This window comes from Pelagovum sp. HNIBRBA483, assembly GCF_040931995.1.
GTDB lineage: Bacteria > Pseudomonadota > Alphaproteobacteria > Rhodobacterales > Rhodobacteraceae > JAEPMR01.
In genome coordinates this window covers 861060-887558 of record NZ_CP162412.1, presented here as the reverse complement: position 1 = coordinate 887558, position 26499 = coordinate 861060, and the positions used below count along the sequence as shown (strand labels likewise).

Below are 26499 nucleotides of genomic sequence, written 5' to 3'. Positions count from 1 at the left end.
CGCCGCGGTTCAATCGAATAACATCGGAGACAGACATGGACGGAAATAACAACGGCAAATGCCCTGTGATGCATGGCGCCGCCGTAACCAGCGGACCCACGAACCGCGATTGGTGGCCCAACCAGCTCAACCTCAAGATTCTCCACCAGAACTCGGCCAAGTCCGATCCGATGGGCGCCGATTTCGACTACGCAGAAGCCTTCAAATCGCTCGACCTTGAAGCACTGAAGAAAGACCTTCGCGCCCTGATGACCGACAGTCAGGACTGGTGGCCCGCTGATTACGGCCATTACGGCGGCTTTTTCATCCGTATGGCATGGCACAGCGCCGGCACCTACCGCACCGGCGATGGTCGCGGCGGCGCAGGCACCGGCCAGCAGCGTTTTGCGCCGCTCAACAGCTGGCCCGATAACGGCAACCTCGACAAAGCCCGTCGCCTCCTGTGGCCGATCAAGCAGAAATACGGCAACAAGATCTCTTGGGCAGACCTGATGATCCTCGCTGGCAACGTCGCCATCGAGTCGATGGGCGGACCCGTCTTCGGCTTCGGCGGCGGCCGCGCTGATGTCTGGGAATCTGAAGAAGATGTTTACTGGGGTGCCGAGGAAGAATGGCTCGCCACCAGCGACAAGAAAAACAGCCGCTACAGCGGCGAGCGTGATCTTGATAACCCGCTTGCAGCCGTTCAGATGGGCCTCATCTACGTCAACCCCGAAGGCCCGGACGGCAACCCCGACCCGATCGCCTCGGGCCGCGACATCCGCGAAACCTTTGGCCGCATGGCCATGAATGACGAAGAAACCGTCGCCCTCGTCGCTGGCGGTCACACCTTCGGCAAAGCCCACGGCAACGGGCCCGCAGATGCAGTCGGTCCAGAGCCGGAAGGCGCACCGATGGCCGCTCAGGGCTTCGGATGGCTCTCCTCGCACAAGTCCGGCAAGGGCGTAGACACCATCACCTCCGGCATCGAAGGCGCATGGACCCCGAACCCGACAACTTGGGACATGGGCTATTTCGACGTTCTCTTCGGTTACGAGTGGGAACTGACCAAATCGCCCGCTGGCGCCCATATCTGGCACGCCAAAGATCTGGACGAGAAAGACCATGCACCTGAGGTCGACGGCTCTGAAAAGAAAGTGCCGATCATGATGACCACCGCCGATATGGCAATGCGCATGGACCCGATCTACGGCCCGATCTCGAAGCGCTTCCACGAAAACCCGCAGGAATTCGCGGACGCTTTCGCACGCGCATGGTTCAAACTGACCCACCGCGACATGGGCCCGAAGGTGCGCTACCTCGGCAGCGATGTTCCAGCCGAAGATCTGATCTGGCAGGATCCGATCCCCGCCGTGGACCATCCGCTCGTCGATTCCGCCGATATCGACGCACTGAAGGCGAAAATCCTCGCTACCGGCCTGACGGTGCAGGAACTCGTGCTCACCGCTTGGGCTTCCGCCTCGACCTATCGTGGTTCCGACATGCGGGGCGGTGCCAATGGCGCCCGCGTCCGTCTGGCCCCGCAAAAGGACTGGGAAGCCAACGACCCGGCACAGCTTGCCAAGGTTCTCCGCGCACTGGAAGGCATTCAGGCCGACTTCAACGCCTCCGCCAGCGGCGGTAAGAAGATCTCTCTGGCCGATCTCATCGTACTCGCGGGCGGCGCGGCAATCGAAGCTGCAGCGAAGGCCGCTGGTCATGCAATCGAGGTGCCCTTTACCCCGGGCCGCATGGACGCCAGCGCAGAGCAGACCGATGCCGAGAGCTTCGACGTGCTTGAACCGATCGCTGACGGTTTCCGCAACTACGAGAAAGGCGCATATAGCCTCTCCGCAGAGGAACTGCTGATCGACAAGGCGCAGCTCCTTGGCCTCACTGCACCGGAAATGACCGTCCTCGTTGGCGGTATGCGGGCACTGGGCGCCAATCAGGGCGGCACCAGCCATGGCGTGCTCACCGCCACGCCGGGCCAGCTGACGAACGATTTCTTCGTCAACCTACTGGATATGGGTGTTGAATGGTCCGCCACTGACGACAACGAGCGCAGCTTCGAAGGCCGCGACCGCGCCACCGGCGCTGTCAAATGGACAGGCACCCGTGTTGATCTGGTGTTCGGCTCCAACTCGCAGCTTCGCGCTCTGGCCGAGGTCTATGCTCAAACGGATACAAAAGAAAAATTCGTGGCCGATTTCGTTTCTGTATGGGTCAAAGTGATGAACGCAGATCGCTTCGATCTGGCCTAATCGACCACTCTGAATATGGGGCGCTCCGCATTCGCGGGGCGCCTCTTTTCTTTAAAAATAGATACTTTCGCGCCCCATCTATACGAATGGCCATCTCGCACGGGCCTCCGCCACCTAAATAGTAAGGCGGCATGGCCGTTTCCCTTTCTGACGCGCCAATGACTGCGCAGGGTTTATACCCAAAGAAAGGGATGACTATGATAAAACGCCTGACAATCGCCCGCAAACTGCCCCTGACATTTGCTGGACTGGCAATAGCGGCTTCTACGACGATCGGTTTTCTCTCCTATAACGGCATGTATGGTGCGATGGAAGAAAAGGCCATAAACCGGCTAGAAGCGGCATCGCACACGATTGTGGAAGAGTTCCGCACCGCATTTGACAACCTCCAAACAGATGTCTCCCTTTTCTCAACCGATTTTGGCATCGTCAGCGCAGCTACTACCTTCTCGCAGGCATTCAATGTTTTGCAGCAGCAGGAAGGTGACGCGCTTTCATACATGCGCGAACAGTACATCACCAATAACGAATTCCCTGCCGGTCAGCGTCACCAACTCTTGAAGGCCGAAGACACCAGCACCTACACAATGGTGCATGGTCGCTGGCACCAAATGTTTAAGAACATCGTCGAACAGCGCGGTTACTATGATTTCTTCCTGATCGATACGAATGGAAACATCATCTACACCTACTATAAGGAAGATGACTTCGGGACGAACATTTTCGAAGGACGCTACCGCGACACAGAGCTGGCCCGCGTCGCCCGAGAAGCCCTTAACTCCGTCAGCGCTATGGACCATTCGATAGACAGCGCCGAACACGACCCATCTCACACGGTCGTTGCCTCTCAATTTGCACCATACGCACCGAGCAACGGTGACCAGGCCGCATTTTTTGCGGCACCTGTGATCAACGCAGGTGGCGCGGTACAAGGCGCTGTTGCTATTCAATTGCCGAATAGCACTTTCGTAAACTACCTCGCGGCAGACATCGGCCTTGGTGTTGAAACCGAAAAGGTCCTCCTCAATAGCGACCGCATTGGCATCATGATGACCGGCTTCGATCCCGATGAACCCGAGGCCGATCCCCTTTCCTGGCAAACCAATGACACGAGCTTCGTTGCCTTCAACGAAGAAGCCGGCGTCAACATCCACGTCGATGAAGGCACTGGCGTCAAAGTAATGGCATCCCATGCCCCCATTGACGCCGCCGGCGCGAAATATGCGCTGGTTATCGAGACAACATATGACGAGGTGATGACAGATGCTAACCGCGTTGGAAGGTTGATTATTTACGCGGCAATCGGCACAGCCGTTATCATCACCCTGATCGGCATCTTCTTCGCCCGCTCCATCACTGGCCCATTGAGCCAAATGCGCAGCCGCTTGGTAAAAATTGCGCAAGAACGGGACCTTGCTACCCGCCTCGGGATCAAGAGCCAAGATGAGGTCGGCAACAGCGCTTCCGCAATGGACGATATCCTGGACGCACTGGATGGCACCCTCAACGACATTCGCCTCAGCACCGATCAGGTGAGCGATGTTGTTGAACAGATGTCCGACGCGGCACAAAGCATGGCAAGCAACGCCGAGGTTCAGTCCTCTGCCGTCGAAGAGCTTTCCAGTTTTGCCGAACAAACCGCCGTTCAGGTCCGTGCAAACGCCGAGTCCGCCCGCCGCGCGCAAGAAGTCGTAACCATGAACTCCCAGCGCGTCGATACCGGCAAAGAGCAGGTTGAAGCGATGGTTAAGGCGATGGATGCCATCAACAAATCCTCCAAGGAGATTGGCAACATCATCAAGGTCATCGACGAGATTGCCTTCCAGACCAATCTTCTCGCGCTCAACGCCGCTGTCGAGGCCGCGCGTGCCGGTCAGCACGGTCGTGGCTTTGCCGTTGTGGCCGCCGAAGTGCGCAACCTCGCTGGCCGCTCTGCAAAGGCCGCGCGTGAAACGTCCGAGCTGATCGACAGCTCATCAAAGCGCGTCGAGGCTGGCGTCGAAATGGCTGACCTGACAAGCGCAACCTTCGAGGAAATCGCAGGCGGCACCCAAGAGGTTCTAACCATCATGGGCGATATCTCCAACGCCAGTGAAGAGCAGTCCCGTGGCGTGGATCAGATCAACTCCGCGATCTCCGACATCAGCCGTTCTGCGCGTGACAGCAGCAGCCAGGCAGAAGAGCTTGCAGCAACTGCGGCACAGCTGACATCGACCAACCAGCGTCTGCTTGAGCAGGTTCGTCAGTTCAAAGTGACCGGCAAAGCCGACATCACCAAAGAACCGATCCCCGCGCCCGAGCAAACCGACGCAGCCCCCACAAAGCCGGTTGCCCGCCCCATCACTCTCGATGGCCGGGAAGAACCGCGCACGGTGGCCAAGCCCGAAGAAACCGGCTTGGAAATCGTCAAGGCCAACGGCGCCAACGGCTTTAAAGGCAAGAACGGCTCTTCGGATTTCGACCAGCGCGGCTTTGGCGACTTCTGATCAACAGCGTCCCCGGTCGCGTCTTTCTCACCCCACCCAGTGGCGCGGCCAGACAAGAGGGCCAGGCGAAAGCCTGGCCCGATTGATTTCTAAGGAGACGGTTGGAGAGGACGGCCGCTAGCCGTTCCACTCCCAAGGCCGCGTAAAGTCACCCAGCGCCTTTGCCACGTCCTCTTTTGACACCGTTCCCGCCGGAACCACCTGCGCCACCAGCCCGCGCTTCTTATCTTCGATCACCTCTGAAACTTCGGCGCCCACCTCGGCATGCGAAAGCGCCTCGTTATACACGCGGCGGATCGCCAGTTTGCGCAGCTCGTTTTTCAGCGGTTTTCCAACAGCGGTTTTTGGTATCTCGGGAACGATCTCGACATATTTCAAACGGGCCGCCTTTTCGGGGATGCGCTCATTGGCAAATTCCCTCAGTGCGTCCACCGAAACCGATGCGCCGTCAACCAGCTCTACATAGGCGCATGACAACTCGCCGGAATATCCGTCTGGCTGGCCAATCGCGGCTGCAAACGCAACCGCTTCATGCGCCGCTAGCGCCTCCTCGATTTGGGCCGGATCAATGTTATGGCCACCACGGATGATCAAATCCTTGGCCCGCCCCGTGATCCACAAATACCCATCAGGATCAATGCGCCCCAAATCTCCCGTACGCAGATACTGATGCTCCCCCAAATGCCCGGGGTAATAGAGGTTTTCGTTCTTGCTCGGCTCCGAATAGGTCGCTCCCATCGCGACACCGGGATTGGAGACACAAATCTCGCCAATCACGTCAACCGCGCACTCCTCGCCGCTCTCTACGGACTTGATCTTCACATCCGTATACGGGAACGGAATACCGACGGAGCCGATCTTCTTTACCCCGTCAGGCGGGTTGATCGACACAAGGCAGGTTGCCTCGCTCAATCCATAACCTTCACAGATCGTCACACCCGCAGCCGCTTCGAAACGGTTATAAAGCTCGACAGGCAAAGGCGACGATCCGCAGAAAACCAGCTTCAGCGAGGATATATCCGCATCAACCTTTCGCTGCATCAAAGCCGACATCGCTGTGGGCACGGTGATCACGAAGGTCGCCTTATACCGCTCGATCAATTTCCAGAAATTATCAAAAACGCCGTCACCCCGATAACCTTGCGGCGTCGGGAATACGATCTGCGCGCCCGATGCAAGCGAGGCACCAAACGCAACGATTGTCGCAAAGACATGGAACAAAGGCATCGGACACATTTGAACATCGTCCTCGGTGAACAAGAGCCGCTGCCCGAGCCATGCATTGTAGATGATCCCTGAATACCGATGCTGCACCACCTTCGGCATGCCAGTCGTCCCGCCAGTATGGAAGTAGGCCGCAATCCGGTCACCAGCCGCATCTTCAAACGCCAACCGCGGAGGGTGCTTCTCCAGTTCGCGATTGAAATCAATCACCCGCGCCTTGTGCGCAACGGGGTTCTTCGGGCGGATCAACGGCACGATCAACCGCTTCGCGCCGGTCAGGTAGCGCAGCAGATCAACCTCGATCACCGTTTTCACATCCGGCGCCAGCGAAACCGCCTTGGCAACTTTCTGAGCCACATCGGTTTTCGGAAAGGCCCGCAGCGTGACAACCGCTTTAGCGCCCGTTTCCCGCAAGATCGCCCCGATCTGCTCAGGCTCCAGCAGCGGGTTGATCGGGCTCACAATCCCCGCGATGGCACCCCCCAAATAGGTCAGAACCGTCTCGGTCGCATTCGGCAACACGAATGCCACGACGTCATTCTCGCCAATACCCAATGACCGGAACATGTTAGCCGCTTGGCAGGCCTTGTCATGCAGCTGTTGCCAGGTGAGCGTCTCATCCTTGTCCGTCGGGCCGGATGTCAGCTGAAAGGTGAAAGCGGCGCGATGCGGAAAGCGCGTCGCCGTTCCGTTGAGCAGTCCGTAAAGTGTATCCGGAAGCGCGCGGTCCGGCCATTCACTTTCGTTCTGAATGGCGTCGCGATCTTCAATCGTAGCGTATCCCATTAAATCTCCTCCCTGATCCGCGTTTTGACCGCGTGTTCTTGGAGATCAACGATGGGGAAATCTTTGCTTGCTGGCAAGACCATAGCGGCAGAAGAGACGCAACGTGATCCGGTCAGGTTGACCGCAATAGCGCCCGGCTCCCCTACTCCGCCGCTACGCCATCGGTAAACTGCAGCTCGGCCAGTCGCGCGTACAGGCCGCCTTCGCGTACCAGTTCCGCATGTGTCCCCTCAGAGACAATCCGCCCCTCTTCAAAGACAACAATCCTGTCTGCCTTTTTCACCGTCGCCAAGCGGTGCGCGACGATGATCGTGGTTCGGTCTTTTGCCAGCTCATCAACAGCCATTTGCACCGCACGTTCGCTCTCAGCATCCAACGCGCTCGTGGCCTCATCGAGAAGCAGCACCGGCGCATTGCGCAGGATTGCGCGCGCAATCGCGATCCGCTGCTTTTGCCCGCCTGAAAGCATCACGCCCCGTTCCCCGACATAGCTCTCATAGCCGTCTGGCAGCGCAGCGAGGAAATTATGCGCAGCCGCAGCACGCGCGGCGGCTTCAACCTCTGCATCTGTCGCATCGGGGCGGCCAAAACGGATGTTCTCCCGCGCGGTATCTGCAAATATCACAGGGTCCTGCGGCACCAGAGCCAGATGCCTGCGGAAATCACTCCGCGCCATTTCACGCAGATCGGTACCATCAAACCTGACACTCCCCTGATCAGGATCATAAAAACGCAGCAATAGCTGAATGATCGTCGACTTCCCCGCGCCCGAAGGCCCCACGAGCGCCACTGTTTCACCGGGCTTCACGGTCAGCGACACACCGTCCAGCGCCGCCATGTTTCTGCGGCTCGGATAATGGAAAACCACATTGTCAAAAATGATCTCGCCCGAGCGCATATCCGGTGCCGAAAGTGGCGTTTCCGTCTCACGCACGGTATCTTTGGCATTCAGCAACTCAACCAAACGCTCGGTCGCGCCGGCGGCGCGCTGCAATTCGCCCCAGATCTCGCTCAACGCGCCCAGCGCACCTGCCACCATGATCGTGTAAATCATGAACTGCACCAAGGTACCGACCGAAATCGCGCCCTCTCGCACGTCATTGGCGCCAATCCAAAGGAAGCCAACAACAGCCCCCGCCGCGATGAAAATCACAATCGCCGTCAGGATCGCGCGGGTGGCGATGCGCCGTTTTGCGGAGAGGAAGCTCTGCTCGGTCACGCGGGCGAACTTCGCGTTGGAACGGTCTTCATGGGTAAAAGCCTGCACCGTCTGTGCGGACAGCAACAGTTCAGACGCCTCGCCGGAGGACGTCGCGATCCAATCCTGATTTTCGCGGCTCAACCGCCGAACCCGACGCCCCAGCACGATAATCGGCAGCATGATCAGCGGAATCGGCCACAGCACCATCAATGACAGCTTGGCGCTGGTCCAAAGCATCAACGAAATTCCGCCAAAAAGGATCAACACATTGCGCAGCGCGACAGAGACAGACGACCCGATCACCGACAGGATCAACGTCGTATCCGTAGTGATCCGGCTCAAGACCTCGCCAGTCATGATCTTTTCGTAAAAGGCAGGGCTCATGCCGATCATGCGCTCGAAGACCGCTTTCCGAATGTCGGCCACCACGCGCTCGCCCAGACGGGTCACAAGATAGTAGCGGATCGCCGTACCAACCGCGAGCAACAGCACGATCCCGATCGCAGCCTCGAAATATTGATCCAGCAGATCAACTTCAGCGACGTCGAAATTGTCGACCACACGCCTGACGGCCAACGGCAATACCAGCGACACGCTTGCCGTGATGACCAAAGCCAGCCCCGCCCCCGTCATCAGCAAGCGATAAGGTTTGAGGAACGGCCACAAACCGCGCAAAGCGCCAATTTCCTTTGACGCATCCCGTTCTTCCAGAAGATTAATCGTTGGATCGGACATGGGCGCGCCTTTTGTAACCTCGCTCTCACATAATCAGAGCCGAATGTGAGAGCAAGCACAGGCACACGTTTTCGCGCAAGACTGCAGCTTTGCTGCTGGTGGCATATACGATGCCGCAAAGTCCGGACATATGGCGCCCAAGCTCTATCGTGCCCTTTCGGAGCAACGAATTAAGCAAAATGTCATCAAAGGAGATTTTGGAGCGGGCGACGGGAATCGAACCCGTATCATCAGCTTGGAAGGCTGAGGTCTTACCATTACACAACGCCCGCTGCACTTTTGCGGATATAAAATGTCCCTAACAACGTCAAGCCGATACCTGCCATATTAGATCACTGAAGCGATTTTCGATCGGAGCGTCTAAAGAGACACGACTTCGCTATCGACCCTAAGCGGAAGCAGATGACATGCGCACCTAAAGGCGGCTCAAGGCCCATATAGGCGGATGCTGCTGCGTGTACCACAGGCAGCAATTGGCGAATTCGGCGTGAAGGCGAACTAACTATCGACGAGGCACCTTACACGAATTTCTCCCTCAAATACGGAATCCATGATACCCCTTGTAGACAATCTTTTGGGGAAAACTGATGGCGGCTTCACGAATAGCGAACTTGGGAGCCGCATTGCTTGGAGGCGGAACCAAAACGGGCATTGCTGAAGGCTTGGGGGTTCTTGCGCTCGCGGCAGACGCTGCAACCGGACGGCCGCAAGGTGCTGGATTGACCGCAGCAGTCGTTGCGGCGGAATTTTCCCGTCGGCTCGGTGACGATATCGCCACACAAAAAGACGCCTATCACATTGCCTTGGTCCGATTTATTGGCTGCACAGTGACTGGCCATGAAACTGGGATGATGGGAGCCGGAGATGACCAAGGCTTCGCAGTCGCGACCATGCTTGGAGACTGGGCAGATCGGGACGATCTAAAGATGCATCTTGATCGCTTCGTGGCACTTGACGCCCCGGAACAAGAGCGCGACGCCGCGTTCGAAAACATTTGCGATCTATTGCCCACTGCGGCCCCCGATTTCACCACCGCTCACTGCAAACAATCCCATCTATTGGCCAAGCGCCTGCCCATTTCGCAAGCGATTCTGGAAAGTCTTCCGTACTATTATGGCCGCTGGGACGCGAAAGTTCTCCCTTATGGCGGAGAAAGCTTGCCATACCTCCAACGATTGCACCGCATAACAGAAATGGCAGAGCTGGTGCGACGTTTGGAAAACCCCACACGAGCCAAAGAAGTTATTGCCGCAAAGCTTGGGCGCGAGCTCGACCCCAACCTTGGCGACCAGTTCTTGGAACACGCCGATGAGATTTTCAAACAGGCGAGCAAAATTCCGGAGTTCGAGAATTTTATTGCCGCCGAACCCGGCGAGAGAGTGCTCATGACGCCGAAATGTCGCGTGACCCTCGCTGAAATCGCGGCTGATATAACAGACAATAAGGCCCTATGCTTTCTTAGTCATTCCCGCCGCGTTGCAGGTTTGTCTGCACGGGCCGGACAAATCGCCAAGCTTTCAAAAGGTGACATCGAAAACCTTCGGCTGTCAGCGTTAGTGCACGACCTCGGTAAATGCGCAATTAACAACCGGATCTGGTACAAGAAATCCGACTTGGCCGTTTCTGAACGGTTGGAAATGGAAAGGCACCCCTTTCAAACGCAGTTCTACCTCTCTCATGGCAAGCCGTTTTCTCAATGGGCGAAAGTCGCAGCATCCGTTCAGGAAAGAGCTGATGGTTCCGGATACCATCGCGGTATTCATCTGAGCGATCTGCCCTCAAATATCCTGGCTGTTGCCAATGAGTATGACGAACTCACGCACGGCATGCCCAACAACGCACCAGTTTCAGCGAAAGTCGCTGCGGAAAAATTAAACGCCGCAGGGCGTGACAAACGGTTCCTGTCCTCGGCTGTATCAGCCGTTTTACAAGCGGCGGGGCATATGGTCAGCGAAAGTCTGGGATCCATTCCCTTTGGCCTCACAAGACGTGAGGCGCAGGTGCTTTCGAGGCTCGCCAAAAGTGAAACCACAGCCGAGATCGCAGATACACTTGGGATTTCCCCAAAAACTGCCGATCACCACATTCAAAATATCTACAACAAAACCAATATCCGCGCCCGTCCCGCATTGGCGTTATTCGCGCTGGAGCACGGCATTGTGATGGATTCAGAGATTTCGTGAAAAATAGGGAAGACTCCTGATACACCGGAAATCCACTTTGCTGCACCTTGGCTTTAACGGCGACAACCAGATCGCCGGATAAACCGAAGGAACCGAAATGATTATCAAATCGATCAAAACAGCAACGACAGCAGCACTGCTGATTGGAGGACTCATGACGACAGCAATGGCCGAAAACACAGATGACATCGCATGGACACTTTCCGTTGAATTGGCCGATGGCCAAGACGATGCTTTCAACGCGCTTATGGCAGAGATGGTCGAAGCCACGATGGCCGAAGCCGGCGCGAAGTCATACGAATGGCATCGTTCGGGAAATATGATCCACATCAACGAACGCTACGAAACCAACGCTGACGCAGGTATCCATCTCGGCAACTTTGGCGAACACTTTGCAGAACGTTTTCTGGCAATATTGTCCCCAACAGGGCTTCAGGTCTACGGCCCTGCCGAAGGTGGCGTTCGGGAAGGTTTGGCGGGCTTTGGGGCGACCTTCTACGATCAAATCGGCGGGTTCGACCGCTAATAAAGCGCCTTCTATTGTATAAAACCTTGGAGCCCCTTTTTGGGGCTTCACGACCATCTTTCTGCGCGGTGCAAAACCGTTGGCATGTGACAACGAGTTTCCCCAGCTCCGACCTGCCAACGCGGCAAAAGATCTCGAGAGTTGGGCCGGAATATTGGCAAAATCGGCAGTTGTTCCCTGTAGCTTCGCTGTTTTCAGGGACGTTTCGCCAGACAGTCGAGCGCGAGGCCGCCATCCGGCCGGATCGCACAGATTGAGCGACGGAAGGTCAGGCCCCGCCGCATCAGTTCCGATGATTAAAGCACGCTACCCGGGCGGAGCGTCACCTGCGCTGCTGGCAACAGATACCGCCCGCCTTTCCCTCTTACGCGCTGTCCAAAGGGGTCACTACATCCATGCGCGTGATATCCCGCCGCAAGCCGAACCGCGCACGCCGTTTCTGGTGCAAATTGCATCAAATGCAGCCTGCCCCTGAACTTCACCCACCTCAGCAGGAAGAACAGGCCGCAGGCGTGTCGCTCCGGCCTCGGCACATGCGGGATTAACCTGCCGTTAGGGCTTGTCCTTGCGCCGCTTCTTCCCAGATGCATCCTGCTTGGCAGTCGTCGCAGCCACTGCACGCGCCTTGTTTTTCTTGCTGGAGGGCTTGCCCGTAGGGGGCGGCGGCCCTGCCGGCTTACCCTTGTTATCTCTCGCCTTGTCCGACTTCCGACGCGCTGGCTGTTCGCCATCCCGCGGCTTGCCACCTTCCCAAGCGGGTTTGCCACCGCGCGGTTTGCCTGCGTCACCCGGTTTGCCAGCGTCGCGCTTCTTGCGATCATGCAATGGCTTGCCAACATCACGCGCCCGATCGGCAAAACGCGGCTTCGCACCATCCCGCGGCTTGGCACCATCCCGCGGCTTGGCGCCATCGCGCGGCTTGCCACCGTCGCGAGGCTTCGCCGCAGGGGCCGGACGCGACCAAGAAGTGACCGCCTCTTTACGCAGTTCCTCTTCCTGCGGGCTTGCCTTTGCGCGTTCAGCCTTCACGCGCGGTTTCGCTTCCTCCCGCGCTTTGCGCTTAAATGGCCGCTCACCGCTGTCATGCCGCTTCGGCGCACCGCGTGCAGGCTTGTGATCACCGCCCAAATCCGGCGCTTCGTCCAGTTTCTGCAACTGCGCACCCGGCTCCAGCTCGCCACCGTCGCCAACAGCTGCCAGCAGTTTCGGCGCACTGGCCTCTAGCACCTGCACGAAGGATTGCTCCGCCCGCACTCGAATGGCACCAATGTCATCCTTGCCCAGCCCACCAGCCTTGCACAGCATCGGCAGCAACCGGCGCGGCTCGGCACCAACAGCCCGCCCGCCTGAAATGGAGAACCAGACGCTTGGCCCAAACGGCGCACGCGGCTCGGGCTTCGCATCAGAGCTGCTCAACTCTTCCGGCGCGGATCTCAGCGTCCGCCGCAGCCGCAAATATGCAGCCGCGATCTGCGTGGCCGTAAACCGCTCGGTCATTTTCCCGACGATAGCTTCTTCCGTCTCGGCAATCGGTTCGGCCCAAGCGGGATCCGCAAACATGCGCACATCGTCCTGCGCCTCGACTTCTTCCGCCGATGGTGCGTCGCTCCATGCCGCCGTCAGCCGCGCACCCTTCAGAATACGCTCTGCCTTCTTGCGGGATTTCTTCGTGACGATCAGCGCGCTCACGCCCTTCCGCCCCGCGCGGCCCGTCCGGCCAGAGCGGTGGAGCAATGTTTCATGGTTCGTGGGCAATTCGGCATGCACCACCAAATCCAGCTTCGGCAGGTCAATACCCCGCGCCGCCACATCCGTCGCCACGCAAACCTCGGCCCGCCCGTCGCGCATCGCTTGCAGCGCATGGGTCCGTTCCGTCTGCGACAGCTCACCAGAAAGAGCCACCGCGCGGAAACCACGGTTCGACAGCCGCGTCGCAAGGCGGCTCACCATCGCCCGCGTGTTGGCAAAAACGATCGCATTGGGTGCCTCGAAATAGCGCAGCGCATTGATCACCGCGTTATCCACATCACGATCCGCAACAAGGTAGGCCCGATAATCAATATCAGCGTGCTGCTTTTCTTCCGATTTCACAATCACCCGCTGCGCATCGCTCTGGTAGCGCTTCGCAAGCGCGTTGATCGCAGCCGGAACCGTTGCGGAGAACAACAAAGTGCGGCGCTCTTCTGGCACTTCACCCAAGATGAATTCCAGTTCCTCACGGAATCCGAGATCCAGCATCTCGTCGGCCTCATCGAGCACGACCGCCTTAACCTGCTGAAGGTCAATCGACCCACGCATGATATGATCGCGCAAGCGGCCCGGCGTTGCGGCGACAATATGCGCCCCGCGTGCCAAGGCGCGGCGTTCGTCGCGCATGTCCATCCCGCCCACGCAAGAGGCCACCACGGCACCGGCCTTCTCGAAAAGCCACGCCAATTCGCGCTTCACCTGCAAAGCCAGTTCCCGCGTCGGCGCAATCACCAGTGCCAAAGGCGTCGCAGCTGGTGCAAAATGGTCCACATCCCCCAACAGCTCCGGTGCGATCGAAAGGCCAAAAGCCAGCGTCTTGCCCGACCCTGTCTGCGCGGAGACAAGCAAATCCCGCCCCGCAAGTTCAGGGTCAAGGACAGCATTCTGCACAGGGGTTAGGGTCGTGTATCCGCGCTCATCAAGCGCTTCGCGGAGGGTCGGTTTCACAGTATCGTTCTTTTCTATGGGAGGGCAATTCATCCGGCCGAGACGTCTCATCGGCGGCCGCTGGGCGCCTATTCAGGGCAACAAGCGCCGCACTTAGCCGGTCTGGCGGCTAATGTATAGGTATTTTACGTCGCAGGCCTCTAGCTCAGGCGGCTCCGCTGCGACATCGGCGTGATCCCGAAGGCTGCCTTATAGACCCGCGAAAAATGGCCCGGATTTTCGAAACCGCAGGAAAACGCAACATCAATGATCGACGCTTCCGTTTGCACCAAAAGGTGCCGCGCCCTCTCCAGCCGGATTTCCATGTAATATTTCTTGGGCGAGGTGTTGAGGTATTTCCCGAAGAGTCTCTCCAGCTGGCGCGTCGATATCCCGATCTCGGCTGCAATCACCGATGGCGATATCGGATCTTCGAGGCTGTCGCGCATCATCTGGATCGCCTTGGCCATATGGGCATTTCGCATCCCCGAACGTGACTGGAGCGAGACACGCTGTTCCGCCGTCGCCTCACGCGCCGCCGTATAAACCATCTGATCTGCCACCGCGATCGACAGGTCATAGCCGTGGTCCTTTTCGATCAGATGCAGCATCAAATCCGCCGTGGCCGTGCCACCAGAGGCCGTGATGTGCTTCTCATCGGCCACGAAAACATTCCGCACCAACCCGACAGCGGGGAAACGGTCCATGAAACTATCGTGATAATCCCAGTGTATCGCCGCTTTCTGCCCATTGAGGAATCCCAGCTCCGCCAGCACCCACGCCGCAGAACACAGCGCCCCAATCGCTCGCCCGCGCGCCTTCTCCCGCCGCAACATCGCGGCAAGTGGCTTGGTGACATGCTTGTTCATGTTGATGCCCGACAAAACAAACAGCCGGTCACAGGCCGGCGGCTCTGCAAATGAGTGATGTACCAACGTCACCGACCCGTTCGAGCAAGTCGCCCGCTCGCCATCCTCTGACAGGAACGACCACTCATAGAGCGGCGCACCACTGATCAGATTAGCGATCCGCAATGGCTCCACCGCACAGGAGAAAGCGAGGTGGGAAAACTCTTCCACCAATGCAAAGGCAAAATGCTGTGTCTTTGTCATGCGCGACTACGGAGGCAAGGAACGGAAACGGGCCAAGGCGAGGCCATGCGATATTTCTGCATAATTCATGATTGAATACAATATGTATAATTTGTAAACACAACACCAATACAAATGGAATCACTTCTCCCCGATCCTGAAAGGAGGCTGCCAAATTGGAAAAGACGGTCAAAGACAGGAAGCAGGCGCTCCAGTCGCACCTGAAGACGTCGATCCTGACGATGCAACTCCGCCCCGGCGCGGATCTCGACGAGGTTGCCCTGAGCGACACCTTCGGCTTATCGCGCACCCCTCTGCGCGAAGTATTTCGCGAACTGGCGGGTGAGGGTTTCCTGCAGCTTCACGCAGGTCGTGGTGCCCGCGTCGCAGAGATGTCGCACACCACTTTACGCGATTTCTTCCTTGCGGCCCCGATGATCTATTCCGCCGTCCTGCGCCTCGCCGCGCAAAACGCACAGCTGCAGCAGATCGAGAGCCTCCGCAGCGCGCAGGATGCGTTCAAATCGGCACTCCGCTCGGGTGACGCCGCCCAGCGCGCCCTCGCCAACAACCGCTTTCACGAGATTACGGGCGAGATGGCTGGTAACGTTTACCTCATCCCATCCTTCAACCGACTGCTGATCGACCATGCGCGGATCGGCATGACCTTCTATCGCCCTCAAAACAACAAAATGGCGGATAACCTCTCCACCGCCAGCGACCATCACGACGCGATAATCGCGGCCATAGCAACAGGCGACGAAGAGGGCGCCGCGCAATTGGCGCATGACCACTGGCACCTCTCACGCGGACAAATCGAAATGTTCGTCATGCCCACCGCCCTTGACGCGCCGCTCGGCACCTTCCCTCAATCCTCAGCGTAAGAAAGCTCATGACACCCATTTTCAAATTTGACGGCATCTACACCCCCGTCGTCACCCCCTATCATGACGATTATTCCGTGAATTGGGATGCATTGGCAGAGGTGATCGAGTTTCTGATCTCGAAGGGCGTGCACGGCCTGATCTCCGGCGGTTCCACAGGCGAAAACTACGCCCAGACCGTCGCCGAACGGCTGGAAATCGCGCGCTTCACCCATGATCAACTGAAGGGGCGCTTGCCGCTCGTAATCGGCACCGGCGCCATGCTGACCAGCGACTCCATCGCGCTCGCTTCCGGTGCCCGCGAGATGGGCGCCGATGCGATCCTGCTCGCCAGCCCGCCCTATTCCGTGCCGACAGACCGGGAAAACGCGCTAAATGCGCTCGCCATCGACAAGGCCGCCGATCTGCCGATCATGCTCTACAACTACCCACACCGCACCGGCACAATGATGGGCGAGGAGTTTCTTGATCGCGTCGGCCGCAGCCGTAATTTCTGCGGCATCAAGGAAAGCTCGGGCGATATCAACCGCGTCCACCTCCTCGCCCGCGACTACCCGCATATCCAGCTTGGCTGCGGGATGGACGATCAGGCGCTCGAATTCTTTGCTTGGGGTGCCCCGTTCTGGGTCTGCGGCGGGTCGAACTTCCTGCCCGAAGAACATGTCGCGCTCTATGAGGCCTGCGTCATCGAAGGCAATTTCGCCAAAGGCCGCCGGATCATGTCCGCAATGATGCCGCTGATGCGCGTCCTCGAACAGGGCGGCAAATTCATCCAGACGATCAAACACGGCGTCACCATGAACGGGATCGACGCTGGCGCGATGCGCCCACCCCTCAAAGGGCTGAACAAAGACGACAAACGCGCGCTCGAACAGGTCGTGCGCGTGCTGAAGAAAACCATTGCTGACATCCGTGCGGAGGGCTGAACCATAGGACTGCTGACACGCGACGAATACCACGCCATAGCCTCCGGCATGGCCTTCCCTTCTGGCGCTTTCATCGACGGCGGCTATCGCCCCGCCATCTCGGGCAAGACCTTCACCACCACCAACCCCGCGACCGGCACAGCCCTCGCTGAGGTGGCCGCCTGTGGCGCGGAGGACGTGGATTTCGCTGTTCTCAAAGCGCGGGAAGCCTTCGACGATGGCCGTTGGTCCCGCCTGCCACCTGCCGCGCGCAAGGACGTGCTGATCCGCCTGTACAAGCTGATCACCCGCAACGCCCGCGAACTGGCGGTGATGGAAAGCCTCGACAGCGGCAAAACCATCTTCGATTGCGAAACGGTCGATGTGCCAGAAACCATCAACTGCCTCAAATGGCACGCCGAACTGATCGACAAGATCTACGATCAAGTCTCCCCCGCGAGCGACGAACATATCTCCATGGTGCTGCGCGAGCCTGTGGGCGTCGTGGGCCTTGTTCTGCCGTGGAACTTCCCACTGCTCATGCTGGCGTGGAAGATCGGCCCCGCGCTCGCCGCCGGTTGCTCGGTGATCGTCAAACCCGCAGAGGAAACCAGCCTCACCGCCCTGCGCATCGCGGAACTGGCATCCGAGGCGGGCCTCCCTCGTGGCGTACTGAACGTCCTGCCCGGCAGTGGCGCCGAGGTGGGCGAACCGCTCGGCCGCCATCTGGATGTCGATGCGGTGTCCTTCACCGGCTCGACCGTGACCGGCAAGCGCTTCCTCGGCTATTCCGCCGAATCCAACGCCAAGGAAGTCACCCTGGAAATGGGCGGCAAAAACCCCGCCATCGTCTTGGACGACGCCGAAAACCTCGACCGCGTCGCGCAGCACATCGTCAATGGCGCATTCTGGAACATGGGCGAAAACTGCTCCGCCTCCTCCCGCCTGATCGTGCACAAAAAGGTCAAGGACGACCTCCTCGTCCGCATCGCCCACCACGCCAAACAGTGGAACGTCGGCGACCCGCTCGACCCAGAGACACGCATGGGCGCTCTGGTCAGCAAAGCCCACTACGATAAGGTCTGCGGCTATCTCGATCAGGCCGAGAACATTGTCCTTGGCGGCAAGGCCGAGAACGGCTTTGTCGAGGCTACGGTGATCGAGGTCGCGGACAATAACAGCACCCTCGCCCGCGAAGAAATCTTTGGCCCTGTCCTCAGCGTGATCCCCGTTAGCGGCTTTGACGAAGCAATCGCGCTTGCCAACGACACCGACTACGGCCTGTGCGCCTCCATCTTCACCGCCAATATCAAACGCGCTATCCGCGGCGCCCGCGCCATCCGCGCTGGCACTGTCACGGTTAACAGCTTTGGCGAAGGGGATATTTCCACCCCGTTCGGCGGCTTCAAACAGTCCGGCTTCGGCGGGCGCGACAACGGCATTCATGCCCACGATCAATATACCCAGCTGAAAACCGTCTGGATTGATCTGGCTGATGACGCGGATGAGGCCGTCGACTGATGCATATCGGTTTCATAGGCACTGGCGAAATCGCCGCTTGCATGGTCCGCGCCCTCACTGGGCGCGGCCACACGATCCGCGTCTCCGAGCGCAACGCCCGCGTTGCCACTGAGCTTGCCCAACTGCCCGATGTTTCGGTCGCAAGCAACGAGGAGGTCACAGCCCTGAGCAGCACTGTCGTCCTATGCCTCATGGCAGATGTTGCTGAAGATGTGCTGCCCACACTCCCCTTCCGTGCCGATCAACAAGTCATCTCGGTCATGGCCGACATGCCGCTTGCCCGCGTCGCGCCCCTTTGTGCGCCCGCTACCAATATTTCGCTCACCATCCCGCTTCCCTTCATCGATCAAGGCGGCTGTCCCTTGCCCGTCTACCCCGATTCCGGCAGCGTTGCGGCGCTTTTCGGTGGCGAAAACATCATCGTCCCCTGCACCACGCAGGATGGCTTCAACGCACACATGGCCGCCTGTGCGCTCTCCTCGGCCGTCTTGGCCGAGATCCAGCATACCGCCGATTGGCTCGCTGGTCTGACAGGCAACGCAGCGGGTGCGGAAGCCTATGTCGCGGCCCTGATCGCAGGCTATTTCCGCGGCATGCGCTTTGATGGGTCAGGCGAGGTCCAATCCGCGCTGGACAGCCTCTCCACCGAAGGCGGCTTCAACGCCACCTTGCGCGATCACATGGCACCGGCGCGTACCGAGCTGACCCGCGGCCTTGATGCCTTCCGCCCCCGCCTTGGACTGCCCGACGCATGACAACCGAGTTCCGCGCCCGTCGCTTGCCCGTTCATCGCGGCCCCGCCGCGTGGAGCGCAATTCTCCCGCCGCGAACGCCCGCGCCCCCGCTCGAAGGCACGCACACCGCAGACTTTACCGTGATCGGCGCGGGCTTTGCTGGCCTGTCTGCCGCCCGCCGCCTGCGCCAACTGGCGCCTGAAGCCCGTATCGCGCTCCTTGATGCGAGCACCATTGCCACCGGCGCAGCAGGCCGCAATTCCGGCTTCATGATCGACCTGCCGCACGAACTCACCAGCGAGGATTACGCAGGCAGCGGCGATGACCGCACCGTCATCGCACTCAACCGCGCAGCACAGGCATTCGCCGCCGGCGCGGTAGACGACTTCGCCATCCCTCCCGCCTATTTCGATCGCGCGGGCAAGATCAACGGCGCCGCCAGCCCCGCTGCACATGCCCATAATCTCAGCTACGCCGCCCATCTCGAAAGCCTTGGCGAAGGCTCCGAAATGCTGGACGCACAGGCGATGGCCGAGATCACCGGCAGCCGCCATTACCTCTCCGGCCTCTACACCCCCGGCACGGTGATGCTGCAACCGGCTGGCTACGTCCAATCCTTCGCCGACGGCCTCCGCCGCGACGGTGTCGCCCTGTTCGAGAACAGTCCCGTTATCGCCTTCTCGCGGGAGGGATCGGGATGGACCGTTCGAACAGCCAATGGCACGATCCGCACGGAAAAGGTCATTCTCACCGTCAACGGCCATCTGGAAAGTTTCGGCGTTCAACGGGGCCGCTTGATGCAGCTTTTCCTCTTCGCCACCATGACACCTGAGCTGGATGCTGAAGCGCTGCACAAGCTCGGCGGGCAGCACCGCTGGGGCATCACCCCGTCCGATCCGATGGGCACCACGCTGCGCCGGATCGACACCGCCCAAGGCGGCAACCGCATCATCACCCGCACCTGTGCCGTCCTGCGCTCCGGCATGGAAACCCGCGCTACCGATCTCGCCCGCGCCGCCCGCACCATGCAGGCCAAGTTCGACAGCCGCTTCCCGCAGCTTGCAGGCATGAAAATGGAGCACATATGGGCGGGCCACCTCTGCCTCACAATGAACGGCGTCTCGCACATGCGCGAGATCGCAGACGGCGTCTTTTCCGGCTGTGTACAAAACGGCCTCGGCACCGCGCGCGGCACCCTGACCGGCATGGGTGCGGCAGAACTTGCTTGTGGCGTGACTTCTGCCATCACCGATCACTTCACTGCAGAACCACAGGCCAAGACCCTTCCACCGCGCCTCTTCCGCGATTTGGGAGCCAACACCGTCCTACGATGGAAGGAATGGCGCGCACGGTCGGACTAAAGGTCTGCTTGGAGCCCTTGGCGGAAATTGTTCCCGTGCGGAATCAAGGCCGCAGGCCGCCGCGCATCGCCGGGCCGCCCCCCGGCACGGCGATTGGTCGGAATGCAGCGTACCGATCTGAACATTGGCGTATTTGGCTGGCATAAAGCTCTGCAACATGTATCAGGGATCGCCGTACCGCGACCCGCCAATGCGCGGCTTGCGCAATGTCAGCTTCAACCCGAAAGCCGACCTCAGGGACGATTGCCCGGCGCCTTTGGCTGGACCCCGAGGCTGATCAGCGCCTTTCCCTCCCGACAGTCACACCGTCAGAAACTCTGGTTCAACTCATCCGCCGCCGGAATTTCCCGCTCGCGCCGCGCGATATAGGCGCGCAACTCTTCGTCTTTTGCTGCGTCGAGCACCGGCTCCTGATACTCGGCCAAAAGCTTCCGCGCCCGCTTCAGCGCCCGCTCGGTAATCTCCTGCGATCCTTCCGCCATCCACTGCTCGATCGAGTTATTGTCGAACATATCCGGCATAAAGAACGCCTCTTGGAAGTTCGCCTGCGTGTGCGGATGCCCGAGGTAATGCCCCCCCGGCCCCACATCCGAAACCGCCGCAACCGCTTCATCAAAATCGTTCCAGTTCGGCCCTTGCGCCATGCGGTAGGCCATCGCGCATTGCTCTGCGTCAACGATGAATTTCGCGACAGAGCAATGCATGCCTGCCTCGTTCCACCCCGCCGAGTGCCAAATATAGTTGGCCCCCGCATGGATCACCGCCGAAAGCGTCGTGGCTGACTCGTAGCCCGCCTGCGCGTCAAATGTCTTGGCCCCGCCAAGCGTGTTCGAGGTCCGCCACGGCACCCCGTAATAACGTGCCATTTGCCCGATCATGAAATTCATCAGGCTGATCTCCGGCGTGCCGGCCATCGGCGCGCCAGACTTCATGCTCACGGTTGAGAGGTAATGCCCGTAGATCGCAGGCGCGCCCTTGCGGATCACCTGTGTATAAGCCAACGCGCTCAGCGCTTCAGCATTCAGCTGCGCAACCGAGGCCGCAACACTGGCCGGCGTATTCGCCCCCCCGAGCACGAACGGGCTGCACAGGACCGGTTGATTACGCTTACAAAACGCCCGCATCGCGCCCAGCATCGTCTCATCCCAGACAAGCGGACTGTTGCCGTTGCAATTCCCCGTGGTGACAGGATGCTCCTCCATGAACTCCGCGCCAAACAGGATGGCGCACATCTCCATCACGTCCTCGGCATTCTTCGGGCTGGTGGTCATCCCCATGAACATCTTGTCCGAATGCTTCATGGAGGAATAGGTGATCCGCAAATGCCGCTGGCTGATCGGGTGGTCGTATGGTTCGACGATATGATGCGCGCTCGAATGCAGCGCAGGCATCATGTGGCTCAGCTTGTGAAACATCGCCAGATCATCGAGCGTCGGGTTCCGCCGCACATCATCCAGATCGCGCAGATAGGGTGCCCCCGTCATCGGCACGAACACCGAATGCCGCCCGCCAAGCCGGACGTTCTTTTTCGGGTCGCGCGCATGATAGGTAAAATCAGACGGGATCGTCGCGATCAGCTCGCGCACCAATCCGCGATCCAGATAGACCCGCTCCCCCTCGACCTTTGCCCCCACGCGGCGCCAGTCGGCCAGCGCGATCTCGTCGCGGAACTGCACGCCCACATTTTCGAGGATGTGCATTGATGCCGCGTCAATGCGCTCCACCTGCCCCGCGTCCATCACCTCGCAGAGCGGCAGCTTGCCCTCCAATCCGGGCAACATGTCGAATTTCGGTGCCATGCGCACCGCACGCCGCGCCGCGCGCCCGCCGGAGCGGGATCTGGTCATTACAGTCTCTGTCATGAGGCATCTCCTTCACAGATAGCCTCACTCAATCGCGCAGAGTTCTCGTGCCGTTTTGCGAAATATCTTTGCAGAAAGCGACAGCCCGCCGCTATCGCCGGAGCACCACGTTATCGACCCGCAGCACCACGCCCCGCTGGTTGCCCCAATCGGGGAAGATCACCAGCGGCGTATTCACATTACTCACATCTAGTGACGATCCCCGATGCGCCACCAAATCATCCAGCACATAGGTGTAGGTCTGCCATTCCCCAACCGGCGCAGCCGCCACCGGCACATCGCCCGTGCCACAGGGGTGGAAGCAATCCATCTTCATCAACACCCCACCCGCATCGCGCGGGTCATGCACCACCTTCAGATCAAACGACACTGTGGCAAAATCGCTGAGGTCAAAGCCAAACGGCGCCTGCCAGTAGACCACCGATTCATCGGTATCAAAGGCAAGGTTCGCCACCGCGCCGCGCCCGTCTTCCTCGACCATCGTCATCGCGACGCTGCCATTCGCCACATATTGCCCCAGTGCAAATGGCGGCAGATCGGCATCGCCAAACACCACGACCTCCTCGGCCTCCATCACGGCAGGGTCATATTCCACCCGCACGATCTCCGGCGCCACATGGCCGAACACCCGCGTCGCCCGCCGGTTCACCGTTGCACATGGCTTGAGCAACACCGGATCAGCCGGACAGCTAAAGACCCGCACATGATCCACTTCCATCTCCGCAGGGAACGGCGTTGCGGCATCCGGCGCACCGGGCCAGTTACCCCCCACCGCCACGTTCAAGAGCAGATGGAACCGCTGATCAAACGGCGCATCACCCGGAAGGTTCTCATGAAACCCGTCCGCCCCCATCACCTGCGCATACCAGCCAGATGACTTCTGTGTCGCGTAATGCACATCATCGACAAACCAACGGATTTCGCGCGGGCTCCACTCAATCGCATAACTGTGGAAATCCGCCACCGGATCGCTGTCCGCAAAGGTGAACGATGTGCCGCTATGCACATTCCCCGGCCATTCGCGGCCGTAATGCAGCGTACCGTGGATCTGCTTTTCACCGCCATCGGTCGGTAGGTTCACCGCCTCCATGATGTCGATCTCGCCACTGGCCGCCCAGCCGCCATAGGCATAATCCGTCGGCAGCATCCAGATCGCAGGCCAAATGCCCTGCCCCGCCGGAAGCTTAGCCAGCACCTCGATCCGGCCATATTGCCAATCGCCCTTGCCCAGCGTCCGCAACCGCGCAGAGGTGTAGGGCAAGGTACGCTCACCCGCATTGCTTTCCCAGTCCAGCGGCTCTGCGGGGCCGGTAAATTCCTCCGGCTGCGCATGAATGATCAGCTTTCCATCCCGAATGAACGCATTCTCGGGCCGGTCCGTGTAGCATTGCAACTCGTTGTTGCCGCCGCCCCAGCAATTTGTCTCGAACCCCCATTTGCTCTGGTCAATCTCCGTGCCGTCGAACTCGTCGCTCCAGACCAGTTCCCAGCCAGTGCCGACGACTGCCTCAGTCGCGGCCACCCCATGCGCGATGCACAGCCCCGTAAGAGCGGCAAAAATGCTGACCTTACGCATCATACCAAAATCCTCCGGCTTTCGCGCTCGACCATCGCCGTAGCGCGAAGATCTTCCGCCGAGAAACCCGCCCGAAGTGTGAACTTCCCTGCATCAACCCGCCAACAGCCCTCGGCTGCGTCAAAGAACGCAAAATCGCGGTCATCCAGCATAATCGTCGCCGTCACCGTTTCACCTGCCGCTGCGCTGACCTTGGCAAAGCCCTTCAGCTCCTTTTCCGGCCGCGCAACCGTGGCCGCTTCGTCGCTGACATAGAGCTGCACCACGGTCTGCCCTTCCCTCGCACCCGTGTTCGTCACCGCAACATCAACGGCAATGCCCGCGCCTTCCGGTCGTATCGAAATGCTGCCAATCTCGAAAGACGTGTACCCAAGCCCATGACCAAAACAGAACATCGGTTCTTTTTTTTTGGCATCATAATGGCGGTATCCAATGAATATGCCTTCAGCATATTTCACATTTCCGTTCTCTCCGGGATAAATCTCCGGATCATCGCTCGCCGTTGGATTATCCGCGAACAGCAGTGGGAAGGTCTGCGGCAACCGGCCGCTCGGTTCCACCGCGCCGGACAAAACATCGGCAATCGCGTTGCCTGCCTCCTGTCCCGGATACCACGCTTGCAGCACCGCAGGCGCGTCAGCGAGCCACGGCAGCTCCACCGGCCCGCCCGTCTGCAACACCACGATCGTGCGCGGGTTCGCCGCCAGCACCGCCTCTACCAGCGCGTCTTGCGGCTCAGGCAGGCTGATATGTTCGAGGTCACTGCCCTCGGTATCCCATTCCCCCGACCGGCCAACGAACAGGATCGCGGTTTCACTCTCCGCCGCCAGCGCTGCCGCTTCCGCAATGCCCGCCTCGCCCAACGGGCGCGATACCCCAAACCGGAACGCCGGATTGATCAGGTTCGCGGCTTTGACCGTCGCGAATTCCAGCACAACCTCATAGGTTTCGCCCGCAGTCAGGTCGATCTGTCCGGTGACTTCGTCGCAGCCTTCCTCAAAGAACGTCCGCCCACGCACCCAGTTATCCCAGACATCTACCACCAATTCGCCGTTCACAAACAAACGCCCGCGCCCTGCGCTATGGACACCGAATGAATGAACGCCGCTCTCCGTCGGCGTGAACTGCGTCCGCATCCGCGCAGAGAAGTTCTGCCCGTCAAGCCCGTCGATCCCGTTCGGCTGGTAGAGGAAGTCAACGCTCGACTCCAAAGCGACCGACGCCGCCACCGGCCCGCTCAAATCCATCGTTGCATAAAAGTCGACCATGACCTCTTCCTCGATGATCGGCTCCCATCTGTGGTTTTGGCAGCCGAGCGCATAGGCAAGCCTTTCCGCGCCGTAGCGGTTCACCAATCCCTCCCATGGGCTAACGCGATAGTGCGGGTTCAACTGCGAAGAACCACCGCCCATGATCTGCGCGACCTTGGCATTCGGCCCGATCACCGCGATCTTTCCTTGCGGCTCCGCCAATGGCAAAAGGCCGTCGTTTTTCAGCAAAACCATGCCTTCTGCGCCTGCCTTGCGGATCAAAGCCCTATGCGCCGGTTTGTCGTCCGAACGCTCCGTATAATCCGGCACGCCGTCCAACAGCCCCAGCCGGTCGAGCAGTCCAAGCATCGCCCGCGCCCGCGCCCGCACCGTCTCGGCAGAAACCGCGCCCTCATTCACCGCCGCGATCAACTTCTCGCCACGGTCCCGCGTCGGGCCGGGCATCTCCAGATCAAGCCCCGCATTGACCGTCGGCGCCGTGCTGCGCGAGCCGAACCAATCGGACATCACAACCCCGTCAAAGCCCCATTCATCGCGCAAAACGTCGGTCAAAAGCCATTTATTTTCAGCAGCGTAAGTTCCATTCAGCTTGTTGTAAGAGGACATGATCGCCCAAGTACCAGCCTCTTTCACCGCCGCCTCGAACGGGCGCAGATAGACCTCGCGCAAACTGCGCTCATCAATTTCCGAATTTATCGTCGTGCGCTCGATCTCCGATTCATTGCCCGCAAAATGCTTCACCGTCGCCGCGACGCCACGCTCCTGAAGCCCCGTAACAAACGCCACGGTCAACGCAGCACTCAGTTCCGGATCTTCTGAAAAACACTCGAAGTTCCGCCCGTTGGTCACACAGCGATGAATGTTCACCGTCGGGCCAAGGCATACCTGCGCACCCTTGCTTTTTGTCTCCTCCGCAATCGCCCCTGCAACTTCCTGCACGAGCGCCGGATTCCACGTCGCGCCCAGTGCAATGCCCACAGGGAACGCGGCAGAGGTATTGCCATGCGTCGCAGATCCAGACCCCCGCGCACCGTTCGGCCCGTCTGTGACGCGCATTTTGGCAATGCCATGCTCTGGCAGCGCCGCGACCGACCAGAAATCCTCACCGGCCAGCAGCATCACTTGCTCTTCCAGCGTCAGCCTGTCCAACAACGTCTCTATCCGGTCCTGACCCATCACACCCATATCCTTCTCGGCACGCAGCAGCGTGTTGTTTTTATTCATGATTTTGTCG

General features: G+C 59.5%; 16 protein-coding genes and 1 tRNA gene. 9 read left to right on the top strand and 8 right to left on the bottom strand.

Annotated features, from left to right (window positions below):
* Nucleotides 1–35 precede the first annotated feature (35 nt).
* Both katG and AB1E42_RS04385 read left to right on the top strand, forming a co-directional pair.
* Nucleotides 36–2243 (top strand): catalase/peroxidase HPI, encoded by a 2208-nt coding sequence (katG, locus tag AB1E42_RS04390; protein ID WP_368345784.1) that lies wholly within the window; start codon nt 36–38, stop codon nt 2241–2243.
* A 197-nt stretch (nt 2244–2440) separates the two neighbouring features.
* On the top strand, nt 2441–4729 hold the full coding sequence (locus tag AB1E42_RS04385) for a methyl-accepting chemotaxis protein (protein WP_368345783.1): 2289 nt from the start codon (nt 2441–2443) through the stop codon (nt 4727–4729).
* Nucleotides 4730–4846: 117 nt separating this feature from the next.
* Here AB1E42_RS04385 and AB1E42_RS04380 read toward each other — a convergent pair whose 3' ends face one another.
* From AB1E42_RS04380 to AB1E42_RS04370, 3 genes are all read right to left on the bottom strand, one after another.
* Nucleotides 4847–6739, bottom strand: coding sequence for an acyl-CoA synthetase (locus AB1E42_RS04380; RefSeq protein ID WP_368345782.1), 1893 nt, complete (start codon nt 6737–6739; stop codon nt 4847–4849).
* Nucleotides 6740–6881: 142 nt separating this feature from the next.
* On the bottom strand, nt 6882–8675 hold the full coding sequence (locus AB1E42_RS04375; protein WP_368345781.1) for an ABC transporter transmembrane domain-containing protein: 1794 nt from the start codon (nt 8673–8675) through the stop codon (nt 6882–6884).
* 198 nt (nt 8676–8873) lie between these two features.
* Nucleotides 8874–8947: transfer RNA gene (locus AB1E42_RS04370), tRNA-Gly, on the bottom strand.
* Between the two features lie 654 nt (nt 8948–9601).
* On the opposite strand from AB1E42_RS04370, the gene AB1E42_RS04365 reads away from it, so the two are divergent.
* Both AB1E42_RS04365 and AB1E42_RS04360 read left to right on the top strand, forming a co-directional pair.
* Nucleotides 9602–10858: an HD domain-containing phosphohydrolase gene (locus tag AB1E42_RS04365; protein ID WP_368345780.1), complete on the top strand. Its 1257-nt coding sequence runs from the start codon at nt 9602–9604 to the stop codon at nt 10856–10858.
* Nucleotides 10859–10955: 97 nt separating this feature from the next.
* Nucleotides 10956–11384 carry a putative quinol monooxygenase gene (locus AB1E42_RS04360; protein ID WP_368345779.1) on the top strand — a complete coding sequence of 143 codons (429 nt, stop codon included), beginning with the start codon at nt 10956–10958 and terminating at the stop codon, nt 11382–11384.
* A 552-nt stretch (nt 11385–11936) separates the two neighbouring features.
* Here the strand turns inward: AB1E42_RS04360 and AB1E42_RS04355 are convergent.
* Nucleotides 11937–14081, bottom strand: coding sequence for a DEAD/DEAH box helicase (locus tag AB1E42_RS04355; RefSeq protein ID WP_368345778.1), 2145 nt, complete (start codon nt 14079–14081; stop codon nt 11937–11939).
* A gap of 140 nt (nt 14082–14221) precedes the next feature.
* Entirely contained in the window at nt 14222–15172 is a 951-nt protein-coding gene (locus AB1E42_RS04350) for a GlxA family transcriptional regulator (RefSeq protein ID WP_368345777.1), read from the bottom strand.
* A gap of 155 nt (nt 15173–15327) precedes the next feature.
* Between AB1E42_RS04350 and AB1E42_RS04345 the strand changes: the two genes are divergently transcribed.
* Genes AB1E42_RS04345 through AB1E42_RS04325 form a run of 5 tightly spaced genes read left to right on the top strand, consistent with a single transcriptional unit; the run spans nt 15328 to nt 20556 of the window.
* Nucleotides 15328–16035, top strand: coding sequence for a GntR family transcriptional regulator (locus tag AB1E42_RS04345; RefSeq protein WP_368345776.1), 708 nt, complete (start codon nt 15328–15330; stop codon nt 16033–16035).
* Between the two features lie 8 nt (nt 16036–16043).
* Nucleotides 16044–16961, top strand: a complete 918-nt coding sequence (locus AB1E42_RS04340; RefSeq protein ID WP_368345775.1) for a dihydrodipicolinate synthase family protein — start codon at nt 16044–16046, stop codon at nt 16959–16961.
* A gap of 3 nt (nt 16962–16964) precedes the next feature.
* The gene (locus tag AB1E42_RS04335; protein ID WP_368346365.1) at nt 16965–18461 is read left to right on the top strand and encodes an aldehyde dehydrogenase; all 1497 of its coding nucleotides are present in this window, start codon (nt 16965–16967) and stop codon (nt 18459–18461) included.
* The gene (locus AB1E42_RS04330; RefSeq protein WP_368345774.1) at nt 18461–19216 is read left to right on the top strand and encodes an NAD(P)-binding domain-containing protein; all 756 of its coding nucleotides are present in this window, start codon (nt 18461–18463) and stop codon (nt 19214–19216) included. The genes AB1E42_RS04335 and AB1E42_RS04330 overlap by 1 nt, the downstream gene beginning before the upstream one ends.
* A complete protein-coding gene (locus AB1E42_RS04325) occupies nt 19213–20556 on the top strand; it encodes an NAD(P)/FAD-dependent oxidoreductase (protein WP_368345773.1) in 1344 nt (447 codons plus the stop codon). Before AB1E42_RS04330 ends, AB1E42_RS04325 begins: the two co-directional genes overlap by 4 nt.
* A gap of 308 nt (nt 20557–20864) precedes the next feature.
* Here the strand turns inward: AB1E42_RS04325 and AB1E42_RS04320 are convergent, their stop codons facing one another.
* The 3 genes from AB1E42_RS04320 to AB1E42_RS04310 all read right to left on the bottom strand — a co-directional run bounded on the left by AB1E42_RS04320 (nt 20865) and on the right by AB1E42_RS04310 (nt 26489).
* Nucleotides 20865–22418: a trimethylamine methyltransferase family protein gene (locus tag AB1E42_RS04320; RefSeq protein WP_368345772.1), complete on the bottom strand. Its 1554-nt coding sequence runs from the start codon at nt 22416–22418 to the stop codon at nt 20865–20867.
* A gap of 91 nt (nt 22419–22509) precedes the next feature.
* A complete protein-coding gene (locus AB1E42_RS04315; protein ID WP_368345771.1) occupies nt 22510–23997 on the bottom strand; it encodes a family 16 glycosylhydrolase in 1488 nt (495 codons plus the stop codon).
* Nucleotides 23994–26489, bottom strand: coding sequence for a glycoside hydrolase family 3 C-terminal domain-containing protein (locus AB1E42_RS04310; protein WP_368345770.1), 2496 nt, complete (start codon nt 26487–26489; stop codon nt 23994–23996). Before AB1E42_RS04310 ends, AB1E42_RS04315 begins: the two co-directional genes overlap by 4 nt.
* Between the last annotated feature and the right edge of the window lie 10 nt (nt 26490–26499).

Coding starts and splice junctions, on each gene's coding strand:
- AB1E42_RS04320 (WP_368345772.1), bottom strand. CDS start 22,418: ATGACAGAGACTGTAATGACCAGATCCCGCTCCGGCGGGCGCGCGGCG.
- AB1E42_RS04330 (WP_368345774.1), top strand. CDS start 18,461: ATGCATATCGGTTTCATAGGCACTGGCGAAATCGCCGCTTGCATGGTC.
- katG (WP_368345784.1), top strand. CDS start 36: ATGGACGGAAATAACAACGGCAAATGCCCTGTGATGCATGGCGCCGCC.
- AB1E42_RS04385 (WP_368345783.1), top strand. CDS start 2,441: ATGATAAAACGCCTGACAATCGCCCGCAAACTGCCCCTGACATTTGCT.
- AB1E42_RS04375 (WP_368345781.1), bottom strand. CDS start 8,675: ATGTCCGATCCAACGATTAATCTTCTGGAAGAACGGGATGCGTCAAAG.
- AB1E42_RS04360 (WP_368345779.1), top strand. CDS start 10,956: ATGATTATCAAATCGATCAAAACAGCAACGACAGCAGCACTGCTGATT.
- AB1E42_RS04350 (WP_368345777.1), bottom strand. CDS start 15,172: ATGACAAAGACACAGCATTTTGCCTTTGCATTGGTGGAAGAGTTTTCC.
- AB1E42_RS04380 (WP_368345782.1), bottom strand. CDS start 6,739: ATGGGATACGCTACGATTGAAGATCGCGACGCCATTCAGAACGAAAGT.
- AB1E42_RS04365 (WP_368345780.1), top strand. CDS start 9,602: ATGCATCTTGATCGCTTCGTGGCACTTGACGCCCCGGAACAAGAGCGC.
- AB1E42_RS04315 (WP_368345771.1), bottom strand. CDS start 23,997: ATGATGCGTAAGGTCAGCATTTTTGCCGCTCTTACGGGGCTGTGCATC.
- AB1E42_RS04340 (WP_368345775.1), top strand. CDS start 16,044: ATGACACCCATTTTCAAATTTGACGGCATCTACACCCCCGTCGTCACC.
- AB1E42_RS04325 (WP_368345773.1), top strand. CDS start 19,213: ATGACAACCGAGTTCCGCGCCCGTCGCTTGCCCGTTCATCGCGGCCCC.
- AB1E42_RS04310 (WP_368345770.1), bottom strand. CDS start 26,489: ATGAATAAAAACAACACGCTGCTGCGTGCCGAGAAGGATATGGGTGTG.